At 42.1% G+C, this 18,696-nt stretch carries 13 protein-coding genes; 3 read left to right on the top strand and 10 right to left on the bottom strand.

Annotated features, from left to right (window positions below):
- The first annotated feature begins 57 nt into the window (after window positions 1-57).
- The gene (locus ACK4HU_RS13935) at window positions 58-381 is read left to right on the top strand and encodes a Rieske (2Fe-2S) protein (RefSeq protein ID WP_409807720.1); all 324 of its coding nucleotides are present in this window, start codon (window positions 58-60) and stop codon (window positions 379-381) included.
- Window positions 382-384: 3 nt separating this feature from the next.
- Here ACK4HU_RS13935 and ACK4HU_RS13930 read toward each other — a convergent pair whose 3' ends face one another.
- Window positions 385-723, bottom strand: a complete 339-nt coding sequence (locus ACK4HU_RS13930) for a tRNA-binding protein (protein ID WP_409807719.1) — start codon at window positions 721-723, stop codon at window positions 385-387.
- 74 nt (window positions 724-797) lie between these two features.
- On the opposite strand from ACK4HU_RS13930, the gene ACK4HU_RS13925 reads away from it, so the two are divergent.
- Window positions 798-1,160: a hypothetical protein gene (locus ACK4HU_RS13925; protein ID WP_409807717.1), complete on the top strand. Its 363-nt coding sequence runs from the start codon at window positions 798-800 to the stop codon at window positions 1,158-1,160.
- 51 nt (window positions 1,161-1,211) lie between these two features.
- On the opposite strand, the gene ACK4HU_RS13920 is transcribed toward ACK4HU_RS13925, so the two are convergent.
- The 9 genes from ACK4HU_RS13920 to ACK4HU_RS13880 form a co-directional block, all read right to left on the bottom strand.
- Window positions 1,212-1,946, bottom strand: coding sequence for a HisA/HisF-related TIM barrel protein (locus ACK4HU_RS13920; protein ID WP_409807716.1), 735 nt, complete (start codon window positions 1,944-1,946; stop codon window positions 1,212-1,214).
- 160 nt (window positions 1,947-2,106) lie between these two features.
- The gene (locus ACK4HU_RS13915; RefSeq protein WP_409807715.1) at window positions 2,107-3,111 is read right to left on the bottom strand and encodes a WD40/YVTN/BNR-like repeat-containing protein; all 1,005 of its coding nucleotides are present in this window, start codon (window positions 3,109-3,111) and stop codon (window positions 2,107-2,109) included.
- Window positions 3,108-4,022: a hydroxypyruvate isomerase family protein gene (locus ACK4HU_RS13910; protein WP_409807713.1), complete on the bottom strand. Its 915-nt coding sequence runs from the start codon at window positions 4,020-4,022 to the stop codon at window positions 3,108-3,110. Before ACK4HU_RS13910 ends, ACK4HU_RS13915 begins: the two co-directional genes overlap by 4 nt.
- Window positions 4,023-4,025: 3 nt before the next feature.
- Complete coding sequence (locus ACK4HU_RS13905; protein WP_409807711.1) at window positions 4,026-5,339, bottom strand: Gfo/Idh/MocA family protein; 1,314 nt, start codon at window positions 5,337-5,339, stop codon at window positions 4,026-4,028.
- A 21-nt stretch (window positions 5,340-5,360) separates the two neighbouring features.
- Window positions 5,361-6,281 (bottom strand): formylglycine-generating enzyme family protein, encoded by a 921-nt coding sequence (locus ACK4HU_RS13900; protein WP_409807709.1) that lies wholly within the window; start codon window positions 6,279-6,281, stop codon window positions 5,361-5,363.
- 82 nt (window positions 6,282-6,363) lie between these two features.
- Complete coding sequence (locus ACK4HU_RS13895) at window positions 6,364-9,717, bottom strand: VCBS repeat-containing protein (RefSeq protein WP_409807708.1); 3,354 nt, start codon at window positions 9,715-9,717, stop codon at window positions 6,364-6,366.
- A 57-nt stretch (window positions 9,718-9,774) separates the two neighbouring features.
- On the bottom strand, window positions 9,775-11,631 hold the full coding sequence (locus tag ACK4HU_RS13890) for a RagB/SusD family nutrient uptake outer membrane protein (RefSeq protein ID WP_409807706.1): 1,857 nt from the start codon (window positions 11,629-11,631) through the stop codon (window positions 9,775-9,777).
- Window positions 11,632-11,643: 12 nt separating this feature from the next.
- On the bottom strand, window positions 11,644-14,814 hold the full coding sequence (locus ACK4HU_RS13885; RefSeq protein ID WP_409807705.1) for a SusC/RagA family TonB-linked outer membrane protein: 3,171 nt from the start codon (window positions 14,812-14,814) through the stop codon (window positions 11,644-11,646).
- Between the two features lie 262 nt (window positions 14,815-15,076).
- Window positions 15,077-15,730, bottom strand: coding sequence for a DUF3365 domain-containing protein (locus ACK4HU_RS13880; protein ID WP_409807703.1), 654 nt, complete (start codon window positions 15,728-15,730; stop codon window positions 15,077-15,079).
- A gap of 146 nt (window positions 15,731-15,876) precedes the next feature.
- Between ACK4HU_RS13880 and ACK4HU_RS13875 the strand changes: the two genes are divergently transcribed.
- Window positions 15,877-18,687 carry a YCF48-related protein gene (locus tag ACK4HU_RS13875; protein WP_409807701.1) on the top strand — a complete coding sequence of 937 codons (2,811 nt, stop codon included), beginning with the start codon at window positions 15,877-15,879 and terminating at the stop codon, window positions 18,685-18,687.
- Window positions 18,688-18,696: the final 9 nt, after the last annotated feature.

Genomic DNA, 18,696 nt, shown 5'->3' with positions numbered 1-18,696 from the left:
TAATGAATTCCAAACTTTTGTTGGCAATTTGAAGAAATCAAAATATAGAAAAGGTTTATGAAGGATTACGAACTAGGGAACTCGATTTCAGACATTTTTGAAATGTTGCCTGAAAAACGAATTAAAAAAGTGATGCTTGGCAATCGTGAAATCGGAATCGTAAGAGTTGGAGATAAAGTCTATGGCTTTCATGCATTTTGCCCACACCGAGGAGCGTCCTTAATCTCAGGTAGTGTCAATCTTAGTGAGGAGATCATCTGCCCTTTGCATCAATATCGATTCGATCTCAAAACAGGACAATGCAGATCAAGTGATTGTTCGGACCTTCAGACCATTCCTTGTCAACTGACAGAAAAAGGATTGAAAATTACAATACCCTAAATATCAATGAAGTTTTGCTCCATTAGGAACTGATCGTTCTACTGATGCCAAGACAATTCCACCTTCCTTGGAGGTAAAGCCTGTTACCAAGACTTCTGACATAAAATCAGCAATCTGACGGGGTTCAAAATTGCAAACACACAGTACCTGTCGTCCAATCAAATCTTCAGGCAAATACAAATCCCTCACTTGAGCAGAGGATTTCTTTACTCCTATCTCAGATCCGAGGTCAATCCAAATTTTATATGCCGGTTTACGGGCCTTCTCAAATACTTCAGCCTGAATAATAGTACCAACCCTCAGATCTATTTTGGAAAAATCTTCCATGTCAATCGTTTGCATAGCCAATTTTTTTCTTAATTTTAGGTACCTTTTTCTAATCCCCGAGTTATTTCACAATTAATTAATTGAAAGTAATGTTGAAATTTTCAAGATTTCATTTCGGTAAAGCATTTATTCTGACCTTATCAGTTTTGAGTATGGCTTTATTTTCAATAGATGCTTCTGCTCAATCAGAAAATGAAAAAGTTTTGGAAGTCAATGCAAAAAACAATGACCGTGTAATTTTAGAGGATCTAACTGTCATTCAGGATACTAATTCTCAAAAAACCATTATTTCCAAAACAACTGTAACTCAAAAATCTCCTATTAATACTTTAAAGAAAGAATCAATCAATGGAGAGATAATTTCCGAGAAAGAGGCAAAACGAAATGAATCGCCTTCGACACTCTCCTTCAATATTTTTCTTTACATCGTTGATAAATTCAAAGCAGATTAATCGAAAACATAATGAAACTAAAAAAGAGGCTTAAAGCCTCTTTTTTTATTGTCAGGATTCTTGAAGAAATTTTTCCAAGTCATTCAGACTTAATTTCCCTTCGTAGTATGCTCTACCAAATACGGCAGCTTTCATCCCCATATCTCGCAGCTTTTTGAAATCGTCTATTCCTCTCACTCCACCTGATGCAGCAATATGAATAGTAGGAAACCTTTCCATGATTTCCTTATACAATTCAAAATTTGGGCCTTCCATCACTCCATCACGAGTGACATCAGAACATTTGAGGTATTTTAAACCTCGGTCATAGAAAAATTCGATATGATCAAAAAGATCGATTTCCGTCTTTTTGAGCCAGCCTTTAATTTTTATTTTATGATCAGCTGGATTTGTATCAGCTGCCAGATTTATCTTTTCTCTTCCATAGGAAAGGATAAACTGAGCAAAGCGCTCGGGATGATTTGCGGCTGCGGAAGCAATGGTGATAGTTCTGGCTCCAAATTCAAAACACTTAATAACATCTCCATCGGTAGAAATTCCCCCCGTATAATCTACCAAAAGGTCAGTATACCCTGCTATTGCTTCTAGTATATGATAATTTTTAGGCTCACCTCGTCTTGCACCGTCCAGGTCCACTAGATGAAGTCGTTTGATACCAATTCCTTCAAAGGTTTGAGCAATTCCGAGGGGATCATTGGAAATAACTTCTTGAGTTGAAAAATCACCTCTTTTCAACCGGACACATTTACCATCTATTATCCAAATGGAGGGTATTATTTCAAACATGGGCTTTTTAATTCGTCAGGATTATAAATATTTATGCAAAAGATTGCCCTTTAAATATACTACTGACAAGCTGGATAAAAAGGGGAAAAAGCCAAAACTTTACATTTTCATAAAAAAATGGTTTGATTCAATACAACTGTTATAAAAAAATCGTGAATTTCTATCTTTGAATCAAAATTCCAACTCTACCTCCACTGCCGGATGCCCAGATTGATTTCCCGTCATAAGAGGCTTTTACAGTGTGATATCCAGTTGAGGAAAAGTTCGCCCAATGATTGCCCATATCTGCAGAATAGTCAGACCCAGATGGCCCTACGGCAACAAAAAGTCCCGTCTCTGAATCATAAGTCAAACCAGACCGATATCCCAAAGGAGCTACGGAAGGAATCTGAAAAGATTTACCAGAATATTTAAAAGCGTTTTTCTCTCTTAATTCAAGTTTAGTATAATCTCCACCAACACAGAAAATTCCATTTTCTGACTCCGCTATGGCAAAAATACCTTGAGAAGCCTCTCCTTGGAGGATCGGGGTTTTTACCTTTTCCCAATTTTTTGAAGTAAAATCATAAAAATGAAGGTTTGAGACCAGCCCTCCTGTTCCAAAAATCAAGCTGTTTTCAGTAGTTATCATTGAAGACCCACTCGCTGCGAAAGCAGCTTCACCTTCTTCTGCAAGAGGCAAATTCTCCAAAGACTTCCAGCTTTTACCTCCATCTAACGCCTCTAAAATCATCCAAAACCCGTCAACCGGATCACCGATCACATACCCTCTTTCTTCGTCAAAAAAAGCCATCCCGTCAAAAAAAGCCAACGGGCCTTCCTGATGAACTTTTTCCCAAGATTTACCTCCATTTTCGGTTCTGAAAATTACCGCAGGCTGCCCAGCTGATGCTGCTACCGCTATATTTTCATCAAAAGCATGTATCGATCGGAAATCAACTGTATCCAGACCTTCAATCACGCCATGATCCCAAGATTTTCCCCCGTCGGTTGTTCGCAGCCATGTTCCTCCACTGCCACTTGCCCAACATACTTGGTCCGAAACGGGTGAAAGCCCCCTTAGGGAGGCTTTCACAGGTGTAACAAATTCTTTCCAGTGGTGATCCTGAGCTTGACACATACCCGCCAAAAACAACCCAATGATCCCAAGAAATTTCATCATCATACTACATCCACTTTTCTATATGCTTCGATTAGGGCCTTTTCACCATCAACTCCCGGTAAAGCATTACCGTGTTCCATTCCCAAAACACCCGTAAACCCTTTGGAATGAAGGTATTTGCAAACATTTCCATAATGGATCTCACCTGTTCCCGGCTCTTTTCGACCTGGATTGTCCCCAATCTGAATGTAGGCGATCTCACTCCAAGTCTTCTCCATCGTTGCAATTAGATTCCCCTCGTTTCGCTGCATGTGATAGATGTCGTAAAGAATTTTGCAACTCGGGCTACCCACGGCTTTGCAAATCATATACGTCTGATCAGCATGTCGAAGAAAGAGGTCAGGGTTATCACTCAAAGGCTCCAAGACCATGATCAAACCCGATGGCTCAATAATATCTGCTGCACGCTTCATAGCTTCGATCACGTTACCAGTCTGGACTCCCATCGGTAGATTTCGCTCGAAGTATCCAGGAACCACCGTGGCCCATTTGGCACCAACCCGTTTGGCCACTTCCACTGACTCCCGGCAGGTTTTTAGGAAAACATCCAGAAACTCCTGCTTTCCCGTGGTCAAAGATACTTTCCAGTTATCCCCTCCATCAATCACAAAAACGCCCATTCGCATCCCGAGATCATTCAATGTCTTACCTATCAATTCTTGTTCGGCTACCGATCTTTTCAGCATGCCATTATCTTCCAAAGACCGGAACCCTTGGTCTGCCATGAATTTCAATTCATCAATTAGTCCACCGGGGGCGGAATTTTTAAACATTCCAAAATGGGGGGCAAAGTCCATTTTAAAAGTAGGTTCATGCGCCTTTTCGCCTGCAAATGCAGGAATACTCATAGCTCCGGCGCTTCCTAAAATGGCACTTCCAAGTCCCATTCGTTTGATAAATCCTCTTCTTTCCATAGTTTATACTACTTTAGTTTTTCCTGGAATTGCATGTGGATAATAGCCATCTGCCCCCGGAAGGAGTTTTGGCATAGCGTCCCAAGCCAATTTATCAGGGAACAAGTCAATCGAACCGTTCAATGCCTCATCCCAAGTCAGAACTTTGCCGGAGTAAGTCGCATAGCGGCCCATAATTGCGGTCATGGTAGATTTGGCTGCATTCTCAGCATCGGCGAATTTATATTCGCCTTTCACCAAGGTTGCCCAAAGCTCGTCATGCTCGGTTTGGTAAGGATTTGGCTGATTTTCCCGATCGTGGGTATAGATTGGATTTCCTTTCCAGTCGGTCATCACGCCGTGATTGCCTGCACTCAGGAATACTTTTCCTTTGGTGCCTTGGAATGTCTCATCCACGCGATTGGCTGCACCGGGGAAGTGGCGACATTCTGAGTGAATCACAGATCCATCCGCATAGGTGAATGTCAATACATGGTGATCAAAGATTTCCCCGTGATCCTTTCCTGTTCGGACTGCTCGACCTCCGGTTCCCTCCGCTTTTACCGGATAGGCATTTTTAGCCCAGTTGGCTATGTCAATATTGTGGACATGCTGCTCCACGATATGATCTCCGCAAAGCCAGTTGAAGTAATACCAATTTCGCATTTGGTATTCCATTTCGGATTGTTCAGGCTTTCGTTCTCTTACCCAAACGCCCCCATCATTCCAATATACCTGACCTCCGACGATCTCGCCGAGATCACCGTTGTGTACTCGCTTCATGACTTCTCGGTAATTATTCTGGTAGTGACGCTGAAGTCCTACGACAACGTTTAGCTTTTTAGCTTTTGCCACTTCAGCAGCAGCCAACACCTTACGGATACCGGCAGCGTCAGTTGCCATCGGCTTTTCTGCAAAAATCTGCTTGCCTTGGTTTACTGCCTCTTCAAAGTGGGATGGGCGAAAACCCGGAGGTGCTGCCAGAATTACTACATCCGCTTCAGCAATTGCTTTTTTGTACCCATCAAAACCTACAAATCTTTTTTCCTTAGGAACATTCACTTTGTCAGCCCCGTGTTTTTCAAAAATAGCCTTGTAGCTGCTTTCCACGCGATCTTCAAACGCATCCGCCATCGCCACCAATTTAATTGGATGGCCTGTGGCAAAAGCCTGAAAAACTGCACCTGTTCCCCGACCGCCACAGCCAATGACTGCAAGCTTGAGTTCATTTGCCGGAGCTGCATAAGCTCCCGGAACGATAAAAGATGGAGCCAAGATCCCTCCTGTGACCATGGCAGAGGTCTTTATAAAGTCCCTTCTGGAATTGAAATTTTTCATAATTATGGTTATTTAGGGTTGTTAATAATCAGCAATAGGTTCTTGATTGTAATAGGCTTGAATTTCTTCAGGAGCAGGTGGAATGAGCGGCCTGACGATTCGCAATCCAATAAATGGAGCTTCGGGAAACCACCACTGACTCTTTGGTATCTGAGGATCGATTCGCTTCCAAGTAGGATCAGAAATATTACGAAAAGCTGATCCAATTTCATCTTCAGGAGTCTTGAAGCTCCCTCCACGTACTACATGAGGATAAAGTTGGTCGGCTGGATTTAAGGGGTTATCCCTTCTGGACCTGGAATAAAAATCAGCCTCGTACAGGTCCATAGTCCATTCCTGCACATTTCCATAAATATCATAGAGACCCCAAGCATTCGGTTTTTTCTGTCCAACAGGCTGTGTTCCGACTTGGCTGTTTGCTTTTGTCCATGCGTATTCTGAAAGCTTTGATGCGTCATTTCCGAAGAAAAATCGCTCTTTAGATCCAGCACGAGCAGCATATTCCCACTCCGCTTCGGTAGGAATTCGATAGAAAATCCCTGTTTTAAGATAAAGCCAGTGGCAATATTGAAGGGCTCCGTATTGGGTCATTCCCACAGCAGGTTTGCCATCTTTACCCATCCCAAAGGTCATATCCAAATAGGGCAAACTTGGCCTAGTCAAACCATCAACTCGCTCCTCCAATCCTCCTTCAGTCATGGATTCCTCAAAGTGTTTGTCCAGAAAAAGCTCGAAAGCATCCCAAGTCACCTCATGAATTCCCATCCAGAAAGCGTCCACCTTAACTTCATGTGGTGGGTTTTGATCCGGAAATTTTGGGTCATTTGATCCCATGAGGAACGATCCGGCTGGAATTGGAGTGAGGTCAAAAGTAACCTCAGTTCCGGGGATTTTTTGAGTATAAGCCTCAAACACGGGGCTTTCATTTAACTGAAAACTCATGATAATTAGGCCGGAAGCCACTAGATACTTTTTCATCATTATGCTGGGGGCAATTACAAATTCAATTTACTGTATTCTACCGCTATTGACTTGATTGTTTTGATAAATGGCTCTTAAATATCTGAATTCCATCGTCTTTTACATAGAAAAGCAAATATTCTCCTATCACTTCAATTTTCCTTATTTCACCTCTCAAAGAAAGTCCGGAAAGGGGAGATGAAATTGCAGTGAATTCACCTTTTCCGTTTCCTAGCAAAACCGTACCATGATTGGCGTCAAACCTTCCAAATTTTAGTTTTGTATCAAATAGGTTTCCACCAAAAATCAAATCCTTATTTCCATCTCCATCTATATCGATGCTTGAAGATGCAAAAACAGGAGAAAACTGGGCTTGAATTGGGATCTCTTTCGATTGAAATTTTCCGCTTAGATCCATTACAAAATAGCTGGATTCCAATCGGTTGATAAAAATTGACCGACTGTCCTGCCTTTCTTCAGCGGTAAAAAGATTATCCATTTTCACTTCCGAAAAGCTTTTGAAATCCAGATACCTTTTCTTCAAAAACAAGACTTGCCCAAGTACTTCATCTCGGCTGGCAGAAGGATATTTTTCACCTTGGATGTAAGAGGACAAAATCGCATCCATCGAACCATTCTCATCAAAATCCTTGTAAAGCAATTCCATAGGCTGGGTATCACTTGCAAAAAGCTGTGAGTTTTTGCCATGATTTCCGACAAACAACTCAGGTTTGCCATCGCCGTCCCAATCGCCTATCAGCAGATCGGACCAAAAACCGACCTGTGACATTTGGAAATAATCTGAGGTGACATTTTTCCAAGTATTGCCCGATTTGGAAAAAATAGAAATCGGCATCGCATCTCCTATCACGATCAATTCCATTTGGCCATCTCCATTGAGATCCGCCCAATCCGAATCGGTAATCATTCCTAAATTCTTAAATTCCGGAGCTAAAACAGTTGTTTGGTCAGTGAACTTGCCTCTGCCATCTCCAATCCAAATCCTTGCACCGGGTGAGGTCGGATACTGACCTGGTATCACTCGCCCTCCAACGAAAACATCCGTAATTCCGTCACCATTGAAATCTCCTGCAGTCAATGAACCCGTTGGAAATGCTTCATTTGGAAGCGCGTTTGGAGAAAGGGTAAACTTGCCTTTCCCGTCATTCAGGTATAAGCGATCCTGAAGTTCCGGCTCTCCGTTGAAAAACTGGTGCATCCCTCCACTTGCCACCAAGAGGTCTGGAAATCCATCTCCATTTGCATCGAAACTCAAGGCATCGGTATCTTCAGAAATCGCAGCTGACACAAAGGCGGCAGAATCCGGCCTTCCAAATTGCCCATAGCTTTGACCAAAAATTATTCTTGCACTAATTCCTGCGCCTCCACCAATAAATATATCTGGTTTCCCATCGCCATTGAGGTCCTCTACAAGCATCGCTTTACCGTTGCCAGAAATTCCAAAACTCAGAAGAGGCTGGCGCTTGAAGTCATTTACTTTCTGAGATTTTGGCAAATCTATCTTCCCAATTCGAGTTAATAGAAGCTTGTTTTTAGCAGGTTGGGAAGTCTTGCTTGAAGTGGCCTCTATTTGAGCTATTTCATGAGATTGATTTGCAGCGGCTTCTTGTATTTTTGACACTTTTCCACCCGGCCAATGCACATGAATTGAATCAGCCTTTGATTTTTCACCCAATCCAAAAACCATTTTCGGAGAAACAGAAGACTGAAAACCCCGGTAAATATTTTGCTCCTGGACCTGAATATTCCCTTCTAAAAAGACTTTCACCAGTGCTCCTTGGCCAATAGAGTTTTGCCCCTCTCCTTTAAGCTCAATTTTCAGAAAATTACCTTTTCCTTTTTGCACCGCAAGGTTTTCATAGACGAAGGCCGGGGAATTGATATTGTTGATAATTAGGTCCAAGTCACCATCATTGTCCAAATCTGCATAAGCTGCTCCGTTGCTATTGCCGTTTTGGGTAAGTCCCCAAGTTGTACTTACATTTTCAAATGTCAGGTCTCCCTTATTTCGAAAAGTGTAATTTTTCAAATTGGACGAACTCATGGACTTAACCAAATTGAGCAAGTCTTCCCGCTTCAATTGGCCTCCTGCTGTACGGACATAATTATCCATGTACTTCAAGAAATCCTGATTATTGTAATCTCTCAAGTAGCCATTGGTGACATACAAATCTTTCCAACCATCGAGATCAAAATCTGAAAATAGCGCTGACCAACTCCAATCTGTGTTGGAAATCCCGGCCAGTTGACCTACTTCCTGAAATGTCCCATCACCGACATTGATATGCAACATATTACGCATGTATTGGTAGTAGAATCCTCGATCGAGATTCAGTTGAAACATCTCAAAATTATCCGGCGAGAGGAGCAACTTTTGCCGAAGGTTATCCTCAGGCAGCATGTCCAGTGTGAAAATATCCAGCAAGCCGTCATTGTTGATATCTGCAATATCATTGCCCATTGAAAAATGAGAAACGTGGTTCAGCATAGACTGGATTTCATCCTTGAATTTTCCGTTTTTCTGATTGATATATAAGTAATCAGGCATGGTGTAGTCATTGCCGATGTATATATCCGGCCATCCGTCTCCGTTGATATCGGCTACTGAAACACCCAAGCCATAGGAAAGACTTGAACTGGAGATCCCGGCTTTTTCGGTGACCTCTACAAATTTTCCATTACGATTCTCGAAAAGCTGGGAACCTGCTTCGTGCTTTTCCTTGAGAAGGCTCTTGGTGAGAGTAGCGTCTTGATTTTGAATCGATTTGGTATTGTGATTCAGAAGAAAAAGATCCAAGTCCCCATCTAAGTCATAATCAAAAAACGCTGCAGAGGTAGTAGTGGCTTCTGAGGCAATTCCATATTTTTCAGCCATTTCTTTGAACTGAGGAATTCCTTCTGCATTATTTCCCTGATTGACAAAAAGCTCATTTTTCCTTTTCTCAGGCAATAATGCACCCGAGTGACAGAGGTAAATATCCAATTTTCCATCGCCATCGATGTCTACTAGGACTACGCCGGTTTTCCATGGTCCAGGTCTGCCAGTAGCTCCGGAGGCCTGAGTAATATCTTTGAATTTGAGATTACCTTCATTGAGGTAAAGTTGATTTTGGCCCACATTGGCTGAAAAATAAATGTCATCCAATCCATCTTGATTGAGATCCCCGACAGCGACACCTCCACCATTATAGAGGTATTCATACATGAGAACATTTAGGTTGAGGTTTTCCTCGATGGGATTTGAAAAGGTAATGCCAGTGGTCTCAGAACTGAGTAACTGGAACATTGGATCTGAAGGAGCAGATTCTTGGACAGGATTCTCTTTTTCAGCCTGCTCACAGGAAAAAATCAGCCAAGAAAAGAGGATTAAACTGAAGGGTAATTGAAGGGTCTTCATATAAATAATGTCTGAGCTACCTCCTAAGAAGTAGCTCAGACAAGTTAAGAAGGATTTTTAGTATCCCGGATTTTGAACAAGAAGCTTGTTCCTGTTCATTTCGTCGCGATGGATAGGCAGGAAATACATTTTGTCTAACCATTGACGGTTTTCTTTACCTGGATCCATTTCGATCACTCGGTATACATAATTGTAAATCTCCGGATCATACCGATAGGTACTCAGGGTTTTACCCGGTTTAAGTGTTCCGGTGATGTTGATTCCGTTGGCCTTTCTTGAAAACATGGTAGGGGCAATCATCCATCTACGGACATCGTGAAAGCGTTGTTCTTCATATGCCAGTTCAATCCTTCGCTCGTTTCTATAGCGTTCCTTCAGTGCTTCACCGGTTTCAGTCACAGCAGGTTGGCCCACTCTAAACCTGATCTGATTAAGCCATGCCCTTGCTTCAGCTTCCTGACCCAATTCAATAGAGGCCTCCACATAATTCAAGACCACCTCGGTATATCTCAACACCGGCCAAGGTATTTCCTGCCAGGAAGTTTGATCTATGACAGCAGGATTTGGATCAATGAATTTACGGAAGTAATAACCGGTATAGCTACCATTCCAATCTTCAATCGGGCTGCTTCTGGTATCCAATCCTGGATGATTTACTATCCCACCGGAGGCATTGGTCACTTGATAAGAACCCGTCTGGATTTGACCCAATGGATCACGGGGCTGATTTGCCGTGGAACGAGGCTTCCACTGTGCACCATCATACAGAACAGAGGCATAGAATCGCGCATCTCTGTTATTGTATGGAGCACTCGCGTGCTGAGGATTGGTCCATGAAAACTTAGTACCATCCATCATTTCATAATCATCAATGAGAGATTGAACCGGAGTATTTCCTGCCCAGTTATTATATCCATTTGGTCCATTGAACAAGCCTTGTCTTCCTCCACCTTCAGCTTTTAGATTGATAAAATAACGGCCTAAAAGAATTTCTCTTTCCCCGCCATTCCTTGCCATGGAATTATTTATATAGTTTGTTATTCCCTGAGCATGTGCCACAGGAGCACTCAATCCCATTTGGTTTCCGGTGGTAATATCCAAGACAGCCTTTGCTGCAGCCTGGGCTTTTTGCCATCTTTCTTGTCTATTTCCGGAAGGATAAGCAATCAGTGATATATTAGAAAAGGCTCCAATAGTCGAAGATTTTGCTTTTGCAGTAGGACCGTCACGCAGATCACTTGCCGCATAGAGCAATACTCTTGATTTCAGCGCCAATGCTGCTGCCTGAGTTGCTCTTCCGCGAATTGCAGATTTTCCCAATAAGAGCACTGCTGACTCATCTAGATCTTTGACAATGAAATTCACACATTCTTCAAAGGTATTTCTTGCTGCTTCAAAAGTTTCAGAATTAAGAGTATAGGGCTCCGAAACAATTGGAAATCCTCCATAATACCGAAGTAACTGATGCGAATAATAAGCGCGCAGGAATTTAGCATCTCCAATCAAACGATCTGTGGTAGCCCCTTTAATAGGGAATTTTGGATCGGTCAATTTTGCAATTGCTAGATTTGCTGCCCGGCTTCTGAGGTACATATTTTGCCAGGAAAGTGTACCATTTACCCATCCAATATCGGCAGGATTGGACCGAGCCTCTGTAATTGTAGTGATACCTCGGCCAGGGTGTGTGAACATGGCCTCATCACTAAGGGAAGCCAGCATCTGTTCATCAAAGCCGCCATTACCAAAGCCTTGATAAATTCCAAGGACAAAAGCTTCTGCAAGTGCTATGTCGCTCCAAACGCTGGTTTCATCGACTTCTCCCAATGGTTTGGTGTCGAGAAAGTCGTCGTTACAAGCAGTAAATGTGAAACAAGCCACAAGCAGAAAAGCCAAATATTTATTTATTCTTTTCATAATTGACAAAATTTAGAAAGTGACATTAAGACCTGCATTGATTACTCTTGCTTGCGGATAGTATTGGCCGGTGGCACTTACCGTCTCCGGATCGTAAACTTTTAATTTATCCCAAGTGAGTAGGTTCAGGCCGTTTAGGTAGAGTCTAAGGTCTTTGACTCCGATTCTATCCACAAGATTTGAAGGAAGATTGTATCCCAATTCCACGTTTTTCAAACGGATGTAATCGGAACTTCTAAACCAATATGTGTTTCCCCCGGAGAAATACTGATCACTTCTATTGGCAATTCTTGGATGCACACTGCTTGGATTATCGATGGTCCATCTGTTCTCATAGATATCCAGCAGGAAGTTGCCTATGTTTCCGGATTCACCTGCACTTACATATTGTCTGGCACCCGCAGCACCTTGAAAGAGTAGGGATAAATCAAAACCTTTGAAGGCCATGTTTAAAGTCATACCCCCCTGGAACAGCGGAATGTCATTGTTGTCCATTCTCACCCGATCCTTATCCGTGATTGCCCCGTCGCCGTCGATATCCTTGTATTTCATATCACCTGGCCGCAGGTTATTAGTGATTGCTGAGTAATTTAGTGGATTACTACTGATGTCTTCCTGTGTGGCAAACACACCGTCATATTGGTACACCAAGAAAGTATTCATGGGTTTACCGGTAGATCGCTGCCATTCTGGAGCTCCTGGAGCTTCATCCCAGAAGAGGATTTTATTTTTGGCATAGCCCCCGTTTACACCCACAGAGAATTTAATGTCACCGATGTTTCCTCGGTAGCCTAGATTGATATCATAGCCCTTGTTTTCTACTTCACCTATATTTTCAGCAGGAAGGATCAAACCGGTACTTTGGGGTACTGATGCATTTTTCTGCCAAAGGATATTAGTTCTTTTATTGTAGAATAAGTCAACTTCGAAGAATACCTTTCCCTGAAAGAGTTGACCTTCAAAACCCAAGTTAGAATTATTGGCAATTTCCCAAGTGATCAAAGGATTCGGAACACGTCTTTCAAATAGTGTTTTTTGCTCGGTATTGTTAAAAATGTGTGAGCTGAAGCCATAGGTGGATAGAAACTGATATTCCTGAAGTTGACCGCCAAAGAAAATCTGGTCATTTCCTAGCTGACCCCAGGAACCTCTGATTTTAAAGAAGTCCACGGTCTTGCCTATTGAATTTTTCCAGAAGCTCTCTTCCGACACAACCCAGCCTGCCATCACACCGGGAAAGAAACCATATCTGGTTTCTTTAGGAAAGATATAAGAACCGTCATATCTCCAAAGGAATTCCAAAAGGTATTTCTCTTTGTAGTTGTAAGCCATACGACCAAAATAATTTAATCGAGCTCGCTCAAAAGCACCTCCATTATTGTTTCGCTCCAAATCGCCGCCGGCAAACATTTGATCAATGGCCGTGGAGATGAAATATCTTCTGAAAGCACTAAAGTTGTTGCCATCAACAGTCTCCTTGTTGAAACCTGCGAGGAAATTGACGGTATGGTTTTTATTGAAAGTCCTGTCATAATTCACGACAGTACCCAAAAGAATATTTAATTGATTGAAATTTTGCTCAGTCAAACTAGGATCAGCCGGTCCTCTTTTACTTGGAACCAATTTCGGAGTTACACCATCCGCCTCAAAGCCCTGACCAAGTTGATATAGTGTCCATGGAACTTGCCATACTTTATTAAATTGCATTGTTTTATCAACAGCAGCCGTTCCTGTCACTTTTAATCCCTCAACACCCGGGATTTTGATTTCAAGATTTGCGTTGGTTTGGAAATAATCTCGCACATCACGGTTATATCCTATCTGATCAGTTGTGATTACTACAGGGTTTTCGCCGTTTTCGATGTCAGGTCCTGGAAGTCCATTAGGCCAAAAAGCGGGCTGATTAGGCTTTCCTCTCATTTGCATACGGAAAATTGTTGCAGCTGTCCTTGGTGGATTAAAACGGAACTCCTCACGTCCCATAATGCCCAAGCTCAATTTTACAAACTTGTTTATGTTGGCATCTAAGTTCATCCGGATATCATATTGTTTGTATCCCGTGGCTGATTGCTTGTAATAGCCATCCTGATTCTGATAACCTATTGAAGTCAAATATTTGACATTCTCGTTTCCTCCAGTTAACTGGATATTATATCTTGACTGAGGCGACCAGGTTTTCAATGTTTCCTTATACCAATCGGTGTTGGGATAAAACCAGGGATCTGATCCGTTTCTGTATAATTCCAATTCGCTGGGCTTGTATGGAGCATTTCTTATCTGCCCATTTGGTCTTGTGAATGATCCTGTGGTTTTAAAGGCCTGATTAGCAGCCGCCCATTCAGAAACAGGTAATCCATAAATGTTTAGGTCATTCAACATTTCCGCATATTGGGCCGCATCGGCCAAAGCCGGAATGACGGTGGGTTGTGCCCAACCCTGATTCACTTGGAAGGTCAATTCAGGTTTTCCTGATATACCTCTTTTTGTAGTAACAAGAATTACCCCATTCGCCGCTCTTGAACCATAGATGGCCGCAGATGCATCCTTCAATACCGAAATACTTTCGATATCGTTTGGATTGAGGCGATCCAATCCTCCCGCACGGGCAGGAATTCCGTCAATGACAATCAAGGCATCATTGTTCCCCAAGGTGTTAGATCCCCTGATCCTGATTGCCGAACCATCATTTCCCGGCTGTCCGCTTCGATTGACTGCGACAACACCCGCCATACGGCCTGCAATAGAATTTGACAGGTTCACGGCCGGTGATTTGGCAAGTTCCATGCCTTTTACAGATGCAACTGAGCCAGTGATGGTCTCCTTCTTCTGCTCACCATAACCCACCACTATCACTTCTGCCAGTGATTTCATGTCTGGACCTAGTGTGATGTTAAGCTGAGTTTGGGATCCAACAACAACTTCCTGCGTTGAAAAACCAATAAAAGAAAACACTAATATAGACTGGTCAGAATTCACAGCGATTCTAAACCTTCCATCCACATCAGTGACTGTACCGGAAGTGGTACCTTTTACAAGGATGGAAACCCCCGGAAGCGGGAGATTATCCTCACCGGAAACAACAACACCAGACACCTCCTTGGTCTGGGCCTGTGTGGTACCTATATAAAATAGGCACATCAAAAATGTAAGGCACAATAGCCTGACATGAGTAGAGATTTTCATAGGCAAGTTTGGGTTAATGAAAATTATACTACAATGTCTGCCTTATTTTCAGCTTATAACCAACTGTTTAATATTAAAAACTGACTGTTTTCTGCTGTTTTTTTAAGCCGTTTTTTGCGTTCTTGCCCGTAAAAGGGAGTGTTTTATAAAAAATATTTAAAACAATCTTAAATTAGTTATATGAATATAAATTTTTCTCTATTTGATCTTAAAGATATCTAACTTCTAAATTGCTCATAACAAGCTGGAGATATGGAAATTCCTAAAACCTTTTTACCACTTCCTTTTTTGGAATTCTGATCGACCACATTCCTCTCAAATCTCCGACCTTATGACCCGTAGCTTTATCCTGAGGATACAGTTCATTCAATTTTTTTTGAGTCTCTTCATTGAGTTCTTTACCCGATTCTCCATGGCAGCTTAGACAAAATCCTCCAGGAATAACAATGGCCTTGGTGTATAAATAAACTTCTCCATTTTCAAATTTTTGGATATTTGGATCACTTTTATTGCCATTCTCGGCATTGTATTCATAAGCTTCAAGAATCTGGCTTTCCTCCTCCGTAGGCTGGTCTGCGGGATTTCGATAGCGATTGGAAGCGCGGCGAATTTCAACCCCATATTTTTGACTTACTTCAGCAAGGATTGGAAGTGCTTGTACATTACAATACTCAATAGCTCCTAGGACACCCTTCTCAGTTACTGCATTCTGAAGACTAGAAATCAACTGATTTTGAGCCTCATTTGAAATAGAATCTCCCCAAACCATCGCAGCATCCAAAATCTCAACCTCGGTCAAGCGCTTCACTTTCATCGATTGATTTACTTGCTCGAATGTTTCTCTCGAAACCCGCTCTTGAGGCCCACAGGCCACAAAAAAAGTGGAAGCAACAACTGAAATGACTATCTTTTTCATAAACCTTTAAATTATACCTTAAATTTATCAAGCATTTTAAAAATCTTCTTCATGTCGCTTAATTAACGTAAAACTCCAAAAGGTTTACATTGTATTATAAAAAAGAAGACGAAACTCCATCTTTAGGAAGATTATTTGCAAATACGATGAAAAAACTTTTATCCTTATTCTTTCTCCTATTTTTCCTTTCAGCAACTGCGTGGACACAGACTTGGTCCAGAATGCAGAGTTGGGGAGTCGATCTGGAATCGGTTCATTGGATAGATGACCAACGAGGCGTTGCAGTTGGGGAACGATTGATCATTAAAACACTCGATGGGGGAACTACCTGGGAGGAAGTACTGCAGAAATTTGAAAATCATTTATTTGATGTTGACTTTATAGATAAAAACAGAGGTGTGGCAGTTGGCGAAAAGGGAACTATTTACACCACCTCAAATGGCGGCCTCACCTGGGAAAGTAAAACTTCAGGTTCTCAAAATGACCTGTTAAGTGTAGCAAATACATTCGAGTCTCAACTGATTGCAGTCGGAAAGAACGGAGAAATTCTTCATTCCTATGATGCTGGAAATTCTTGGTCAAAAATACCGAGTGGAACTAACCTACGATTAAATAATATCACCGCAGTCAACGAAAACACGATTTTTATTGCGGGAGACGAAGGAAGGGTAATAAAATCTTTTGATATGGGATCTACTTGGACTACTTCCATTGTAAGTCCTCCAAACAATCTATTTGGAATTGTTTTTTCAAACGAAATGACGGGTTATGCAGTGGGTGAAAAAGGCGCTTTTTATAAAACTACGAACGGTGGACAAACCTGGGCTTCTGTAAATTCAAATACTACAAAAACATTGAGAAAAGTAGCTTTCAGTCCTGTAGACATACGAGTGATTGTAGCTGTGGGAGATTCCGCAGCCATGGTCAGGACCGTGAACTCCGGAGCTACCTTTGGAACATTAAATCTTGGAGCAACTAATTTCAGAAATCTTAAAAGCATCGGGTTTAAGCCGAATTTAGGACAGGCATCTTCTATAGGTCAAGATGGCTATATGATAAACTCCACAAATTCAGGAGCGAGTTGGGCTCAAAAATTTGCCGGAATCCGAAACAACTTCACCTCAGTGGATTTCAAAAATCTAACTACTGGATTCATTTCAGGAGAAAATGGGGCCTTATTTGTCACTTCAAATGGCGCTGCAACTTTGGTAAGTCGGCCTATTCCCGAATCTGTCAAAATTCAAACAATAGATTTCTGGAATACCGCTTTTGGATATACAAGTTCAGCAGAAGGAAAAATTTATCGGACGGGAAATTCCGGGACCACATGGGTTCCGGTCTTCTTACCGGTAAATCGGACACTTTCAGGCTTTTACTTGTTCGCCCCTTCAGTAGTATATGCAGCTGGAAATAATGGCTACATCACCCGATCAACAGATTCTGGCGTGACATGGGATCAAACGATCAGATCCAACACTGCAGCCAACTTAAAAGATATTGTATTTTTCGATTTTGCGGTCGGCTTTGCAATGGGCGACAATGGTCAGATAAGTTGGAGTTTTGGGGGAACAGAGTGGGAGAATATCCCAAAAGTGACTTCATCCAATCTAAATGCACTTGCCAAGCTAGATACTACACGAGCCCTCATCGTCGGAGACGGTGGAATCATCCTAAAAACTGAGGATAAAGCCAGAAATTGGCGAATCATCCAATCAGGAACAACTAAAAATCTAAACTCTATTGCGTTTTTTGGCCAAAATATAGGATTCATTGCCGGAGACGAAGGACTTGCTTTGGTCACTTTGGATGGGGGAGAAACTTGGATTCAATCTCCATCAGGAACAACTCGAAATTTCTCTGGCGTTAGTCCAGGAACTGATTCAAGGGCATATTTTGTAGGAGAAGATGGAACTATCCTCTCTTACACCTGTACACCTCCAGTAGGAACGCTTGGAGAAATCTCCGGAAATCCACAATCCTGTGTTTCCAATGAGATCTATAGGGTGACAGAAATGCCCATTTCCGGCTCGGAAATTATTTGGAGAGTGGATGGAGGAGAAATTATTTCCGGCCAAGGCACGAATCAGATCGAGGTGAAATGGACCATTCCGGGCAGAAATGCTGTGCTGGTCAGCCGCTCTAATTTTTGCGGGAGCGGACAAACCTCCGCATTGGAAGTAAATGTAAAATCACTGCCAACAAACAATATGCTTATTTCTGGCGAAGGAATCGGATGCGTGAATAATATCAGCACCTATTCATTGCCCAATCTTGAAGGAACAACTTACAAATGGACAGTCATAGGCGGAGAAATATCCTCAGGACAGGGGACGAATAAGATTGAAGTCAAATGGGATCAAGCAGGCGATCAACTTATCTCTGTGACTCAGGAAAATCGATGTGGTCCTTCAGACCCTATTTTAAAAGTTGTAAAAGTCACGGCCGCACCCAATCAGCCATCGGCAATTTCGGGACAAGCTCAAACAGCACTTGGTGAACAATACTATGAAATAGCAGGACTGCCTGGACTCGATTACAGGTGGACCATTTCAGGTGGAGGGAGAATTATTTCAGGACAAGGCACCAAACGAGTATTGGTCAACTGGGATGCTGAAGGAGACTTTCAGCTTACAGTGGAAGCTCAAAACGAATGTGGATTTGGGCCAAAACAGAATCTTGCAGTCAATGTGAATATCATCACTGCACTCGAGCCTTCAGTCGCGAATACCTTAAAGATCTATCCTAATCCAAGTTATGGCACATTGACACTGAGCTCTCCAAACCTAGACGCTTGGAGTAGTCTCGTTATTTTTAACGCAATGGGGCAATTGATTGAAAACAGGAACATTTCGATTGGTCAATCAGAAATATTCCTAAATGGGCTTCCTCGGGGATTAATACTAATACAGCTTCAGGGAAAAAATGGGGTGTTGACAAGGAAAGTCCTCGTCAAGTGATTTCTTTGC

The sequence above is a fragment of the Algoriphagus sp. genome, from assembly GCF_046296635.1.
GTDB lineage: Bacteria > Bacteroidota > Bacteroidia > Cytophagales > Cyclobacteriaceae > Algoriphagus.
The sequence above is the reverse complement of the archived record's forward strand: the minus strand, read 5'-3'. Positions and strand labels throughout refer to the sequence as shown.

Bases quoted from the DNA above. Each gene is read 5' to 3' on its own strand.
- ACK4HU_RS13890 (WP_409807706.1), bottom strand. From the start codon at position 11,631: ATGAAAAGAATAAATAAATATTTGGCTTTTCTGCTTGTGGCTTGTTTC.
- ACK4HU_RS13935 (WP_409807720.1), top strand. From the start codon at position 58: ATGAAGGATTACGAACTAGGGAACTCGATTTCAGACATTTTTGAAATG.
- ACK4HU_RS13885 (WP_409807705.1), bottom strand. From the start codon at position 14,814: ATGAAAATCTCTACTCATGTCAGGCTATTGTGCCTTACATTTTTGATG.
- ACK4HU_RS13910 (WP_409807713.1), bottom strand. From the start codon at position 4,022: ATGGAAAGAAGAGGATTTATCAAACGAATGGGACTTGGAAGTGCCATT.
- ACK4HU_RS13915 (WP_409807715.1), bottom strand. From the start codon at position 3,111: ATGATGATGAAATTTCTTGGGATCATTGGGTTGTTTTTGGCGGGTATG.
- ACK4HU_RS13880 (WP_409807703.1), bottom strand. From the start codon at position 15,730: ATGAAAAAGATAGTCATTTCAGTTGTTGCTTCCACTTTTTTTGTGGCC.
- ACK4HU_RS13875 (WP_409807701.1), top strand. From the start codon at position 15,877: ATGAAAAAACTTTTATCCTTATTCTTTCTCCTATTTTTCCTTTCAGCA.
- ACK4HU_RS13930 (WP_409807719.1), bottom strand. From the start codon at position 723: ATGCAAACGATTGACATGGAAGATTTTTCCAAAATAGATCTGAGGGTT.
- ACK4HU_RS13920 (WP_409807716.1), bottom strand. From the start codon at position 1,946: ATGTTTGAAATAATACCCTCCATTTGGATAATAGATGGTAAATGTGTC.
- ACK4HU_RS13905 (WP_409807711.1), bottom strand. From the start codon at position 5,339: ATGAAAAATTTCAATTCCAGAAGGGACTTTATAAAGACCTCTGCCATG.
- ACK4HU_RS13900 (WP_409807709.1), bottom strand. From the start codon at position 6,281: ATGAGTTTTCAGTTAAATGAAAGCCCCGTGTTTGAGGCTTATACTCAA.
- ACK4HU_RS13895 (WP_409807708.1), bottom strand. From the start codon at position 9,717: ATGAAGACCCTTCAATTACCCTTCAGTTTAATCCTCTTTTCTTGGCTG.
- ACK4HU_RS13925 (WP_409807717.1), top strand. From the start codon at position 798: ATGTTGAAATTTTCAAGATTTCATTTCGGTAAAGCATTTATTCTGACC.